Raw genomic sequence first — 12,601 nt, 5'->3', positions numbered from 1 at the left:
GCTTTTTGGCTGAGCCGGATTGAGCGATTACCGGTGCGGCAGAAGGCCAATACGGGTGCTGGCAAGCTGTCCAGTAGTCGGCCAAAATCCAGTACGTCACGGTCGCTGATGGCATCAGGCTTAACCGGAAGATAGGCAAACTCAAGACCCAGTCGTTTGGCTTCGGCTTGAATGGCCGCACTGGTAGGTTGATCCGTTCCACTTTCATGATCGGGTCGGTTACAGATGATTGAGCGAAACCCTAGCTTGACTGCTTCGTGCAGATCTTCCGGGGATACTTGAGCGGTTGTTGAAAAATCTTTGCTGTGGGTAGTGACCTGCATGCCAATTCGACTCTTGAAAGTTGTTGTCCATATCGTGCTGCCTGAACGCTAAATAGCGATTCAGAACACATTGAGCGGAGTCTTCAGGTAGCTGATGCCATTGGCTTGCGCCGGGGGGCTCTCGCCGGCACGCATATTGATCTGAACTGACGGCAACAGCAGTCTGGGCTGGCCCAGGGTTTTATCGCGTATTGTGCGCAGGGTGACGAAACCAGCCTCATCGACGCCTTGGCCAACATGGATGTTGAGCGCGCGCTCTTCGGCAACAGTAGTCTGGTAACAGTACTGGTCACGACTGGAGGACTTGTAGTCGTGGCACATGAACAGGCGGGTATTGCCTGGCAGCTCGAACAGTCGGCCAATCGAGCGGTACAACTGATGAGCGTCGCCACCGGGAAAGTCGCAGCGGGCAGTGCCGCAGTCGGGCATGAACAGGGTGTCGCCAACGAATGCCGCATCTTCGATCAAATAGCTCACGCAAGCCAGCGTATGACCGGGAGTGTGCAGCACCCGGACGGACAGCGCGCCAATGTGGAATGTATCGCCATCGGCGAACAGACGGTCGAACTGACTGCCGTCTACCCTGAACCCATCTTCGGCGTCGAACAGCCTGGCAAAGGTGTCCTGCACAAGAGGGATGCGATTGCCAATGCCGATCTGTCCACCCAGTTGCCCTTGCAGGTAGCGGGCGGCCGAGAGGTGGTCGGCGTGCACGTGGGTTTCCAGAATCCATTCGAGCACAAGCCCGTTGTCGCGCACTTGCTCAACCAGGAGATCGGCACTGGCGTAGGAGATGCGCGCGGCGGCAGCGTCGTAGTCGAGCACCGGGTCGATGATCGCGCAGCGACGAGTCATTAGGTCGCTGACCAGATAGCTATAGGTGCAACTCTCGGGGTCGAAGAAAGGTTCAAGGTTAAACGGCATCGTCATTTTTCCCTTCTCAATTCGTTTGGGTCACGCCTGCTGCGATGTACAGCAGCAGCGCAACCAGCCCCGCAGCCAGGCAGTACGGCAGCTGGGTTTTCATATGGTCCATGTGGTCGTTGCGAGTGGCCATCGAGGTCACGATTCCGGTGTCGCTGATCGGTGAAACGGTGTCGCCGAAAATCGAACCTGAGATGGCTGCACCGATGATCAAGTAGGGATCGGCCCCTGAGGCCGCGGCGATCTGGATGCCGATTGGAATCATGATCGAGAAGGTGCCCCAGGACGTCCCGGTTGACAGGGAAATCACACCGGCAACGATAAACACGAAGGCGGCGCTCAAGCTCATCGGCACATAGCCATTGATGTGCTCCGAGAGGTAGCCGCCAACGTTCAGTTCGCCGCACACATTGCCGATCAGAAAGGCCAGGGTCATGACCACACCCAGCGGGACCATCGACTGGTAGCCAATCAGCAGCTCGCGGAAATACTGGTCCACGCTCAACACACGCTTGACCAGGATGTAATGGATCGCCCCAACCACCTGACCCACCAGCACCGCCCAGAGCACTGCAGTGGAGCCCGAGCCTTTGCTGATACTGCCGTCACCGGTGATATACAGACCCACTGGTACGCTGACGATCATCGCCAGCAACGGCAACAACAGGTTTGAGGTACAAGGCGCTCGGCCTTGTTGTACCGGGCTGAGCTCTGTCACCAGAGGTATGGCACCTTCGCGCAACTCGATACCTTGGGCTGCACGCATGTTGGCGCGGCGCATGGCGGGAAAGGAGAAACGGGTGAAGATACTGAGCAGGACAAAGGCAAAGGTGATCCAGGCGAAGAAGTTGTAGACGATGGCGTGCGCCAGGATGCTGAATGGCTCTCCGCTGATGAAGCCCTTACCGGCTTGCACTGCGATCACTCCCATCATTGCTGCGCCCCAGCCGTTGAACAGGACGGATGACCATACGCTCAGGCCAGTATTCTGGATAACGTAGCCCATCTGTTCACGGGAAACCCGATACTTGCTCGACAAGCCGCCGGTCACGGTGCCGGCGGTGAGCAACGCGAGGTTGCTCTCGATAAAGATCAGCCCGGCGATAGCGCTCCCCAGCAGCTGTGAGCTGACCGGGCCCTTAACGATGCGCGCCTTGTCGGTCAGCAGCCTGACCAGCCCCTCCATGCCGCCAGTGATGCGGGCGAGATGGATGACGCCGCCAACCATCAGACCGAAGAGAATGGTTTTCACCGCCCCCTCAGACTTGAACACATCCACCATGCCTTGCACCGAACTGCCCAGGCCGTTGCCGATCTGGAAGTTCGAAAGAACCAAAAAACCCGCAACCACCCCTGCGAGCAGCGACAAGATGACCTGGCGGGTGAACACCGCGAGGAAAATGGTCACTATCGGGGGCATGATGGTCCAAATACCGAAATCAAACATCTTGCTTACACCCTTTCTGGATTGCTTATTGTTGGTTTTGTTAGCGTCTGACTCCAAGGCTTGCTGAACCCTGGAGGCTGAGGGGATCGGGAATCTCGGTCAGTCGACGCGGGTGTCGCGCAGCCGCTCGAAGCCTGCCTTCAAGTCGGCGATCAGGTCGTCGACGTGCTCCAGTCCAATGGACAGGCGGACCAGGTTCTCGGTGATGCCGAGGCTGATCTTCTGTTCATGGCTCAAGGAATTGTGCGACATGCTGTAGGAGTGATTGATCATGCTTTCCACCCCGCCCAGGGAGTCGGCCAGCACAAAGATCGACAGCTGCTCGATGAACCGGGGCATTGCCTTGCGGTCTGCCGCAAGTTTCAGCGAGACCACCGCGCCGCCGGTGCGCATTTGGCTTTTGCACAGGGCATGCTGCGGATGGCTTTCCAGCCCCGGGTAGAACACTTGCTCGACCTGTGGGTGGGTGCTGAGGTAGCTGGCGATCTTTGCCGCATTGCTGCACTGGCGCTCCATGCGCACATCAAGGGTTTTCAACCCGCGCAGGGCCAGGTAGCAGTCGAACGGCCCCTGAACCGCACCGATGGCCATGCTGATAGCGCGCAGGCGGGCGAACAGTTGCTCATCAGCCGCCACCACCACGCCACCGATCAGGTCGGAGTGGCCACCTATGTATTTGCTCGCCGAGTGCATCACCAGGTCTACGCCGTATTCGATAGGACGCTGGTTCCAGGGCGAGCAGAAGGTGTTGTCGACGCAGGTCAGGATGCCGTGGGCGCGGGCAAACTCGCTCACTGGCACAAGGTCCACCAGTTGCAACAAGGGGTTGGTCGGTGTCTCGATCCAAATCAGCCGGGTGTTCTCGCGGCGGCTGGCCGCCAGTGCCTCAAGGTCGTTAAGGTCAATATAGCTGGCCTGCAGCCCGGAGGTCTTGCTGCGGTAGTCCTGCATAAGGCGGAAGGTACCGCCGTAAACGCCGGCCATCACGATCACATGGGAGTCCTTGGGCAGTAGCTCAAGCACGCTGGCAGTTGCGGCCATGCCAGAGGCGCAGGCCGTCGCACCATGACCGCTTTCCAGCCTGGCGATGCAAGTCTCGTAGGCATGACGGGTGGGGTTGCCGACCCGCCCGTAGGCGTACTGCGGATTGTCGTCCAGGCCGCGCTTGCTGAATGAGCTTGAGGTGACGAGGGCCGGGAAGAGCGTATTGTCGGCGTAGCTCGCCTGTTCGCCGGCGTGGATCACCTCGGTGGAAAATTTGTTTCTGGTCTGGCTCATGGTCTGGGTGGCCTTGCGTGGGCTATAGAAAGCGATCGAGTTGTTTGGCATAGGGTGTGATGTCGCCAATGCTGCGCGCGACCCAGTCACGGTCGTAATAAGTGTCCAGATAGCGTTCGCCGCTATCGCACATCAGGGTCACGATAGACCCCTGCAGTCCCTGCTCCTGCATCTGCAACGCCACGCTCAGCGCGCCCCACATATTGGTCCCGGTGGAGCCGCCGGGTTTCTTGCCGAGTAGCTTTTCCAGCCAGTACAGGGTGGCGATGCTGGCCCCGTCAGGCACCTTGAGCATGTCGTCGATCACGTCCGGCAGAAAGGACGGCTCAACCTGAGGGCGGCCGATGCCTTCGATGCGACTGCCATGGTCGCTGGTGAGGCATGAGTCGCCGGTGCGGTAGCTTTCATAGAACACCGAGTTTTCCGGGTCGACCACGATCAACCGGGTGTCATGGCCCTTGTAGCGGATGTAGCGGCCGAGGGTCGAAGAGGTGCCGCCGGTGCCGGCGCTCATGACAATTGCGTGGGGAACGGGGTGCGGCTCGCCGGCCATCTGCTGGAAGATGCTGTCGGCGATATTGTTGTTTCCACGCCAGTCCGTCGCCCGCTCGGCGTAGGTGAACTGGTCCATGTAGTGGCCTTCACTTTCGCGCGCCAGGCGCTCTGCCTCGGCATAGACATGGGACGCGTGATCGACGAAGTGGCAGTGTCCGCCGAGCTGCTCGACCTGTTCGATTTTCTTGCTGGCGGTGTTGCGCGGCATGACCGCTGTGAAGCGCAGGCCAAGCAGTTTGGCGAAATAGGCTTCGGACACGGCCGTGCTACCCGAGGAGGCCTCGACCACATGGGTGCCCTCGCGGACCTTGCCGCTGCAGATGGCGTGCAGGAACAGCGAGCGTGCCAGCCGATGCTTGAGACTGCCGGTGGGATGGGTGCTCTCGTCCTTGAGATAAATGTCGACGCCCCTCAAGCCCGGAATGTCCAGCTTGTGAATGTGGGTGTCGGCGGAACGTAGCAGGTCGCAGGAAATACTCCTGATGGCCGTGCGGATCCAGTAATTCATCGTGGTCTGACTCCGGCTCAGCATGCAGCTACAGCGATCGCGTCCACTTCCACCAGCGCTGCTCGCGGCAAGCTGCTGACGCCGATCGCCGCGCGCGCCGGATAGGGCTTGGCGAACAGCTCCTCCATCACCCCATTAACCAGGGCGAAGTGGCTCAGGTCAGTGAGGTAGATATTCAGTTTGACTACATCGGCGAAGCTCATCGCGGCCTCTTCGAGAATGACCTCAAGGTTGGCGAAGACTTGCCGAATCTGCGCCTCGATGCCGTCGGCCATCTGCATGTGCAAGTCGAGAGCAATCTGGCCGGAAACGTAAAGGGTATCTGCGCATTTTACAGCCTGCGAATAGGGGCCGATCGCCTGAGGGGCAACGGGGGTGGCGATGATTTTCTTGTTCATCTCGGGTTTCTCCGGGCAGGTTGTATGGGGATAAATCTTACTTCTGGCCGGCGAAAAAAAGATTTTCTTCTTGCTATGATTCAACGTAATTTATAGAAAATTTTTCTACAAATTAGGATGTTAAGTAGAATGGATAGTTTTGATCGTCATATCCTCTCGCTCTTACAACGCGATGCATCTCTTTCCCTGAAGGATCTCGCCGAGGCCGTCAACCTCTCCACCACTCCTTGTTGGAAGCGCATGAAGAAGCTCGAGGAAGGCGGCTATATCAGGGCCAAGGTGGCCCTGTTGGATCCGGTCCGGCTAGGCCTCAGGTTATCGGTGTTCGTGCAGCTGAAGACTCAGCGTCACGACAGTCTCTGGCTGGAGACCTTCGCCAAGACGGTAATGCAGTTCGAGGAAGTGATGGAGTTCTATCGGATGTCCGGCGAGTGGGACTATATGCTGCGGGTGGTGGTCGACGACATCACGGCCTATGACAGCTTTTACAAGAAACTGATTACCTCTACCGAGGGGCTGTCCAACATCACTTCGAGCTTTGCGATGGAGCAGATCAAATACACCACGGAACTGCCATTACCTCGATGATCATGCAAACGTTTCATAAGACCGTTGCGGTAACGGTCAAGCCTGCTTCTACAATGAATCTCTTTCCGGCTTGCCTGCGCAGTTCCTCCGGCCACCTGGCAGGAATCGTCCGACTCTGTTGAAAAAGCCGGATTTCAGATCACCTGAACTCGGACACGGCCACCACCGGAGAGCAGTCGACCGCATCCAGGCTGGATGCTTGGACCGCGGTAAATGCGAGCGTCTTTTATCGTTGGAAAAAAGATAAATTGTCTTGATTTATGCCACCTTGGCCGAAGCCAAGCTGCCCGGAGCAATCAAATGCTTATTCGCCCGCATGGTCGTTGCCACCGTGCGCGGCGATGAACATGTCGACGGCCGACCGGCAATAGTATTCGATTTCGTTGTCGTCCTCTGCTCTCGCCTCATCGAAGCGCGCGATAATCAACAGATCAGACCCTTTGAAAAGCGCGGCAAACAAGCGGGCGGACCGCAGTGGGTCAGGCACGTTCAGAACCGCCTTCGCATGCAATTGACGCAACAGGGTCTCTATTTGGGCGATGACATAGGCGGGGCCGGCTTCGTATTGACGCTTGCTTAACGATTTTTGATTAGTCTTGTCGGCCATGATCATGGCTTCGACACTCCGCACGTCCGGGCTCAACAGAGTGCGAAGCAGGGTTGATCCCACCGCCATCAGCTGATCTTCGGCCGAACCATCGAAGCCTTCAAAAAGGGCCTGTGGTGCAAACTGATGACAGTGGGCCGCGATGGCCGCGCTGAACAGCGCCTCTTTGTTCTCGAAGTGCCTATAGATGCTTAGCTTGGATATCTTCGCCCGCTGAGCGACCTTGTCCATTGTCGTCGCTTGAAAACCCAATTCCACAAAAAGTTCGCACGCGGCATCCACTATCGTTTGGCCAAGCGCCTCGTTAGCGGGCCGGCCGCGCCGGCCTTGACTGTTTTCGGTCATAAAATTTCCAGTACTTGACAGTATTCCAATTTTTAAATTAGGGTACTCAGGAGTATCCTAAACATACAAACCAATCTCCCTTCGTCCACAACGCGGAGTCCATCACCATGAATGACGTCATCATCATCGGTGGCAGCTTTGCCGGCATCGCCGCCGCCCTGCAGCTCGGCCGTGCCCGCCGCAAGGTTACCGTTCTCGATACCGGCCTGCCGCGCAATCGCTTCGCCGGCCACTCGCACGGCCTGCTCGGTCACGATCACAAGCCACCGTTGGAAATCCTGGCCGAGGCGCGGCAGCAGCTTACGCGTTATCCCACGATCAGGCTGGTCAATGCGCGGGCCGACAGCGTTTCCGGAGCCATTGACCATTTCTCCGTCCTCACTGGCGATGGCGAAAGCCTTGGGGCGCGCCGCCTGATCCTGAGCTATGGCGTCGTCGACCAGATGCCTGATATTCCGGGCTTTGCCGAAAGCTGGGGCACATCTATCGTGCCTTGCCCCTATTGCGACGGCTTTGAAGTCGCCGGCCAGCATTGGGGCCTCGTCTGGTCCGGCCCGCAGTCGCATAACTATGTCAGGCTGTACCACGATTGGACGGACACGTTGACGGTCTTCGCCGATGGCCACGACATTCCGCCCGATATCCAGGCTGATCTGGCGCGCCGCCATATACCTGTCGTCGATGGCCGGATCATCGAAATCACCCATCTCGGGGGACATAATGCCATCGTCAAGCTTGATAATGGCCCCAATGTCGCGCTCGACATCCTGTTCGCGCATCCACGCAACAAGCCGTCCGCAAGCCTGCATGAATCACTGGGCCTCGCCACGGTGGATACACCCGTGGGCGTCGTCCTCAAGGTCGACGAGCGCCGCGAAACCAGCATGCCCGGCATCTACGCCGCCGGCGACCTCGCCACACCCTTCTTGCCCTCGGTCACCCTGGCATCATCGCAGGGCGCGATGGCGGGTATCTTCGCCCAACAATCGATGTTGGTTTGAGGACATAGATTCCCTTACCCGGTTGCCACGGGCTATCGGACTCTGAAGGGTGCGGGCCGGTGTCATCGAAAACCGACTGGACGGCTAGCCCCGCAGTTCACCCGGTGCCTGAGAAGACGCACATGTCAAAAAACCAGATGCTCCGAAGCCAGCATCAGCGTCTCGTCCGACCACTCCTAGTTACAAACGAATCAGAACAAGGACATCACATGAAAGAGCAAAATGCATATCCAGTCGCCGACTGGAATGGTCAAAGCGGGGAGTACTGGGTCGCCAACCAGGCTCGGCTCGATGCCATGATGGCGGTGTTCGGCCAGGCCGCGATCGAAGCAGCCGCGCCCGCCACGGGCGAACGCGTACTGGACGTCGGCTGCGGCGCGGGGACCTCTACTCGTGATCTGGCCGACTGCGTTGGCGCGGGCGGCCATGTGCTAGGCGTGGACATATCCGAACCGTTGATCAGCAGAGCGTGCGCGCTAACGCCGCAGGATACGCCGGCCCTGTTCCAGGTGGCCGACGCCAGCAGCACCGAGTTGCCCGAAGGCGCGTTCGACATCCTGTTCTCGCGCTTCGGAGTGATGTTCTTCGACGATCCGACGGCGGCGTTCGCTAATATGCGCCGTGCGCTCAAGCCGGGCGCGCGGGTCGCTTTCGTCTGCTGGCGCGGCATGGCCGAGAACGATTGGGTGCGCTTGCCGATGGGCGCGATCAGGGGGATCGTCCCGCCGATCACCCCGCCCGCCCCCGAAGCGCCCGGCCCATTTTCGTTCGGCGACCAGGAGCGGGTGGCACGCATTCTGACATCAGCCGGCTTCACCGATGTCACTATCACGCCCTTCGATGCTTCCATCCCGTTCGGCGAGGGCGAGACGCGGGACGCGGCGATCGACGACGCGGTAAAGATGGCGTTCGAGGGCGGCCCGCTGTCGCTTGTGCTCGCTGATCAACCTGACGACATCCGCGCCCGTGCCTCGACCGCGGTTCGTGCCGCCTTCGCGGGCTTCCCCGGGAAACGGTCTGTGATGATCAACGGCGCGGCGTGGATCGTCATGGCACTCAATCCTGCAGTTAACAGGGATTAAACCGAAAGAAGCCCCGCTCGGTGGATCGAGGCGTCTTTTGCCGATCTGTTTCGTCGACCGGTTGACTCCACAGCCATATGCGGTCATTCGCTACAACACCCATTGTCGGCTAAACATCTCGGATCTATATGGACGCCTTCAACTGGGTCGAAATCCCCAATACACTGGGCACGGTCATGCACGCCGATGGCGAATACCTGGGTTCAAAACCCTACTGCGTCAGTGGCCAGTACATTCAACGCATGTACGACTAAGCTGAATGTCAGCGAAGACCGCTCAAGCGCTTTTCAAGGGAAATTCCAAATGAAAGCTCGTACCCGCTTCAGTGCTTTCAACGGCTACACAACCGCCATGCAGTTGCATGATTGAGCGAACAATGGCCAACCCCAGTCCCCCGGAATCGTCGGGCTGATTACGTGACGGGTCGCATCGATAAAAGCGCTCAAACAATCGTGGAAGATGCTCTGCGGCAATCGGCTCCCCTTGGTTATTCACCGTGATTTTTAGCTTGTGCTCAGAAACTCTGCTGCTGATCGTCACTGCAGACGCAGGATTTGCGTAGCGCAAGGCATTGGCCAGCAAGTTAGCCAATGCTCGACGGATCAAGTCTGGATCACCCAGCAACTGATCCCGGGCCAGGTTTAGCAGCTGCACATCTCGCTCTTGGGCCACGCCTTCGAAATACTCACATAGCTGCTCAACCAGATCGTGCAGGTTGATGTGCTCAAATTTAACGCCAGCGTTTGGCTGCTCGGTGCGAGCGAGAAACAGCATGCTGTCGATCATTCGCGCCAGCCTTTCATACTCTTCCTGATTGGAAACCAGCAGATTCTGATAGTCCTCGATAGAGCGGCTGCGCCTCAGGGCTTGCTGGGTATGTCCCATCAGGTTGCCAAGCGGGGTTCGCATCTCGTGGGCCAGGTCTTCCGAGAAACGTGAAAGCTGGGCGAATCCATCCTCAAGGCGGGCAAGCATTTGGTTGAGGGCATTACAGAGCACTTTGAGTTCATTCAATTCATTGAACTCATCCAGCCGCAGATGCAAATGCTGCACGTCAATTCCGGCGGCGCGTTTTGCCAGCAGGCGCACGGGGTGCAAGCCTCGTTGACTCACCCACCAGCCGAATGCAAAAGCCAACAGCGCACCGACGGACATGGCCAACCAGAGCTTGAGTCGATAAGCACCCAGCATCTGGTCGCGCTCACTCAACAACTTGCCAGCGATCAGGGTCAAGCCGCGATCACCCTGCATGACATCCCGCCAGGCAAGCCGCACTGATTCAGGCGCGTGACCGTCACCGAGGCGAGCCTGGGGTGCAGCCGGCAGCGTTGGCAAGGTCATACGCACTGGGTTGATTTCGATCAACACCTTGCCGGTGTCATCGACGATCCATAGCAGATTGTCGTTATTGCCCAACATGTTTTCGTAGAGCTTGGGCCGCCCTCGCAGTTGCTCGATGCTGTCGCTATCGCTGATCAATGCTTGCATGCGCTCCAGCCGCCCCAGCAGGGCCTGGTCATCGCGCCAGGCAATTTCTCGCTGTAACGATTGATAAAGATAAAAACCAAGGGAGCCCAGCAATAGCCCGCTGACCAGTGCGAACATGATCGCCAGACGCAGGCTCAGGGTGCGCGGATACAGATTCAGGATTGCACCTCGAGCATATAACCGATACCACGCACTGTGTGGATCAACTTCAGCGCGTAAGGATCGTCAACCTTGGCTCGCAGTCGACGGATGGCGACATCGACCACATTGGTGTCACTGTCAAAGTTCATCTGCCAGATCTGGGAGGCAATCAGCGAGCGCGACAGGACTTCCCCTTCACGACTGAGCAGCAGATGCAGCAGGGCGAATTCCTTATTGGTAAGGGTGAGGCGCTCTCCGTTGCGCATGACCTTGCGGCGCAACAAGTCCAGGCTCAGGTCGCCAGCCACAAAATGCTCGACTTCGCGAGGCGGACCACGGCGTAGCAAAGTGCGTACGCGGGCCAACAACTCGGCATAGGAAAAAGGTTTCACCAGATAATCATCGGCCCCCAACTCCAGCCCTTTGACCCGATCATCAACCGAGTCGCGCGCGGTGAGGAACAGCACTGGAGTCTGCCATTTGCGCCGGATGATTTGCAGTAATTGCCAGCCATCCAGCCCTGGCAGCATGACATCCAGAATGATCAGGTCGAACTCACTCTCCTGCGCCAAATGCTGGCCGTCCAGCCCGTCAAGAGCGATCTCTACCGCATAGCCTGATTCAGTCAGGGCTTTGCGCAGGTAATCCGCCATTTTCGTTTCATCTTCAACCACCAGGATACGCATTTTTTCCTCCAAAACTGGAGCACAGGCTAGCCCGCTTCGCTGAATTCTCACATTACATATTGGTAATCCGCAGGCAATCATTCTGACGGGGTGCACTGGTCATGATGTCTGGCAATGACTCAAACAGACTCAGCCAAGGAAACCGCATGCCTACAAGCCTATCGACTTCATTGCTGCTCACACTCGCAATGAGCTCTGCGTTCGCCGTTGCAGCCCCGGATCAGGTTGCGCAGCGCAAGGACGTGTCACTTGCAATGGCCAACGATTTGCTTAATGCCGCGCTGACGGCTTGCCACGCCGAGGGGCGCACAGCCGTTGCCGCCGTTGTTGACCGTGGCGGCAATCTGGTTGCCGTGCAACGCGATGACAATGTTGGCCCGCACAACACGTCAGCCGCGCAACGCAAAGCCTATACCGCGCTGTCGACCAAGACACCGACGCGGTTGTTAACCGAACGCGCTCGCGCTAATCCAGATGCACAAAACCTCAACACCCTTGATGAGCTGTTGCTGCTCGGCGGAGGCGTGCCATTGCAATTCGATGGTGAGGTCATCGGCGCCATCGGAGTGGCCGGTGCGGGTGGCGCTGCAAACGATGAAGGTTGTGCAGTGGTCGCTATCAACAAAGTTTTACCTGCCGTTAAAAACTAAGGACATCACCATGACTGTATTGAAAAGTTTCTTCGTTGGCGCTGTATTGAGTGCCCTTTCAACCCTGGCGGCAGCGGCAGCCAATCCATTGAGCGTGCATGTACTCAACTTGCAGGATGGCCTGCCCTCCCCTGGAGTCAACGTCACGTTGGAAAAACAGGATGGAAAAACCTGGGACCTGCTCAACAGCGCGGCAACCAATGAGCAAGGCCGCATCACCGGGCTGTATCCGCAAGGTCGGGGTCTGGAGAAAGGAACTTACCGTGTCACCTTCAAGACCGGTAAGTGGTTCAAGGCACATAAGACGTCCAGTTTCTTTCCGGAAGTACCCGTCATTTTCGAGGTGGACGGCACCGTCCCGCACTACCACATCCCATTGCTGCTCAGCCCCTATGGCTTCTCCACCTACCGTGGGAATTGATGAATAAGCGATACTCAAGCGATTTCATTGCGCACCGATACATCACAACGCCGCCCCAAGGGGCGGCGTTGCCGTTTTGTCTTTGGCATTGAAACCTGTGCGATGACCGAGTGCACAACTTGGGGCAACTGGCAGGGAAATATCCCTGATTGTCTGGAT

Annotated in this window: 14 protein-coding genes and 1 pseudogene; 6 read left to right on the top strand and 9 right to left on the bottom strand. The window is 58.0% G+C overall.

Annotated features, from left to right (window positions below; genetic code table 11):
* Positions 1-14 precede the first annotated feature (14 nt).
* The 6 genes and pseudogenes from D8U73_RS29715 to D8U73_RS08870 form a co-directional block, all read right to left on the bottom strand.
* Positions 15-323: pseudogene (locus D8U73_RS29715) on the bottom strand (TIGR01244 family sulfur transferase); the annotation flags it as partial.
* 60 nt (positions 324-383) lie between these two features.
* Positions 384-1,247, bottom strand: coding sequence for an MBL fold metallo-hydrolase (locus tag D8U73_RS08890; protein WP_130904292.1), 864 nt, complete (start codon positions 1,245-1,247; stop codon positions 384-386).
* Positions 1,248-1,263: 16 nt separating this feature from the next.
* Complete coding sequence (locus tag D8U73_RS08885) at positions 1,264-2,667, bottom strand: Na+/H+ antiporter NhaC family protein (protein ID WP_241667812.1); 1,404 nt, start codon at positions 2,665-2,667, stop codon at positions 1,264-1,266.
* 126 nt (positions 2,668-2,793) lie between these two features.
* On the bottom strand, positions 2,794-3,972 hold the full coding sequence (locus D8U73_RS08880) for a PLP-dependent aspartate aminotransferase family protein (RefSeq protein WP_130904256.1): 1,179 nt from the start codon (positions 3,970-3,972) through the stop codon (positions 2,794-2,796).
* Between the two features lie 22 nt (positions 3,973-3,994).
* Entirely contained in the window at positions 3,995-5,035 is a 1,041-nt protein-coding gene (locus D8U73_RS08875) for a PLP-dependent cysteine synthase family protein (RefSeq protein ID WP_130904255.1), read from the bottom strand.
* A gap of 17 nt (positions 5,036-5,052) precedes the next feature.
* Positions 5,053-5,433 (bottom strand): Rid family detoxifying hydrolase, encoded by a 381-nt coding sequence (locus D8U73_RS08870; protein ID WP_130904254.1) that lies wholly within the window; start codon positions 5,431-5,433, stop codon positions 5,053-5,055.
* Positions 5,434-5,562: 129 nt separating this feature from the next.
* Here D8U73_RS08870 and D8U73_RS08865 point away from each other — a divergent pair, with 129 nt between their 5' ends.
* Entirely contained in the window at positions 5,563-6,021 is a 459-nt protein-coding gene (locus D8U73_RS08865) for an Lrp/AsnC family transcriptional regulator (RefSeq protein ID WP_130904253.1), read from the top strand.
* Between the two features lie 304 nt (positions 6,022-6,325).
* On the opposite strand, the gene D8U73_RS08860 is transcribed toward D8U73_RS08865, so the two are convergent.
* Entirely contained in the window at positions 6,326-6,973 is a 648-nt protein-coding gene (locus tag D8U73_RS08860) for a TetR/AcrR family transcriptional regulator (RefSeq protein WP_130904252.1), read from the bottom strand.
* Between the two features lie 107 nt (positions 6,974-7,080).
* Here D8U73_RS08860 and D8U73_RS08855 point away from each other — a divergent pair, with 107 nt between their 5' ends.
* From D8U73_RS08855 to D8U73_RS29660, 3 genes are all read left to right on the top strand, one after another.
* The gene (locus D8U73_RS08855; protein WP_130904251.1) at positions 7,081-7,974 is read left to right on the top strand and encodes an NAD(P)/FAD-dependent oxidoreductase; all 894 of its coding nucleotides are present in this window, start codon (positions 7,081-7,083) and stop codon (positions 7,972-7,974) included.
* A gap of 209 nt (positions 7,975-8,183) precedes the next feature.
* A complete protein-coding gene (locus D8U73_RS08850) occupies positions 8,184-9,056 on the top strand; it encodes a class I SAM-dependent methyltransferase (protein ID WP_130904250.1) in 873 nt (290 codons plus the stop codon).
* 128 nt (positions 9,057-9,184) lie between these two features.
* On the top strand, positions 9,185-9,310 hold the full coding sequence (locus tag D8U73_RS29660; protein ID WP_277751158.1) for a hypothetical protein: 126 nt from the start codon (positions 9,185-9,187) through the stop codon (positions 9,308-9,310).
* Between the two features lie 22 nt (positions 9,311-9,332).
* On the opposite strand, the gene D8U73_RS08845 is transcribed toward D8U73_RS29660, so the two are convergent.
* Positions 9,333-10,703 (bottom strand): heavy metal sensor histidine kinase, encoded by a 1,371-nt coding sequence (locus D8U73_RS08845; RefSeq protein ID WP_130904249.1) that lies wholly within the window; start codon positions 10,701-10,703, stop codon positions 9,333-9,335.
* A complete protein-coding gene (locus D8U73_RS08840) occupies positions 10,700-11,371 on the bottom strand; it encodes a heavy metal response regulator transcription factor (RefSeq protein ID WP_056854732.1) in 672 nt (223 codons plus the stop codon). Before D8U73_RS08840 ends, D8U73_RS08845 begins: the two co-directional genes overlap by 4 nt.
* A gap of 188 nt (positions 11,372-11,559) precedes the next feature.
* Here D8U73_RS08840 and D8U73_RS08835 point away from each other — a divergent pair, with 188 nt between their 5' ends.
* Together D8U73_RS08835 and uraH are read left to right on the top strand one after the other, a co-directional pair.
* Positions 11,560-12,021: a heme-binding protein gene (locus tag D8U73_RS08835; RefSeq protein ID WP_241664272.1), complete on the top strand. Its 462-nt coding sequence runs from the start codon at positions 11,560-11,562 to the stop codon at positions 12,019-12,021.
* 10 nt (positions 12,022-12,031) lie between these two features.
* Positions 12,032-12,442 carry a hydroxyisourate hydrolase gene (gene uraH, locus D8U73_RS08830; RefSeq protein ID WP_130904247.1) on the top strand — a complete coding sequence of 137 codons (411 nt, stop codon included), beginning with the start codon at positions 12,032-12,034 and terminating at the stop codon, positions 12,440-12,442.
* Positions 12,443-12,601: the final 159 nt, after the last annotated feature.

The organism is Pseudomonas sp. Sample_22, from assembly GCF_004307635.1.
GTDB lineage: Bacteria > Pseudomonadota > Gammaproteobacteria > Pseudomonadales > Pseudomonadaceae > Aquipseudomonas.
Note: the sequence above shows the minus strand (reverse complement) of the source record. Positions and strands in the feature narration are given on the sequence as shown.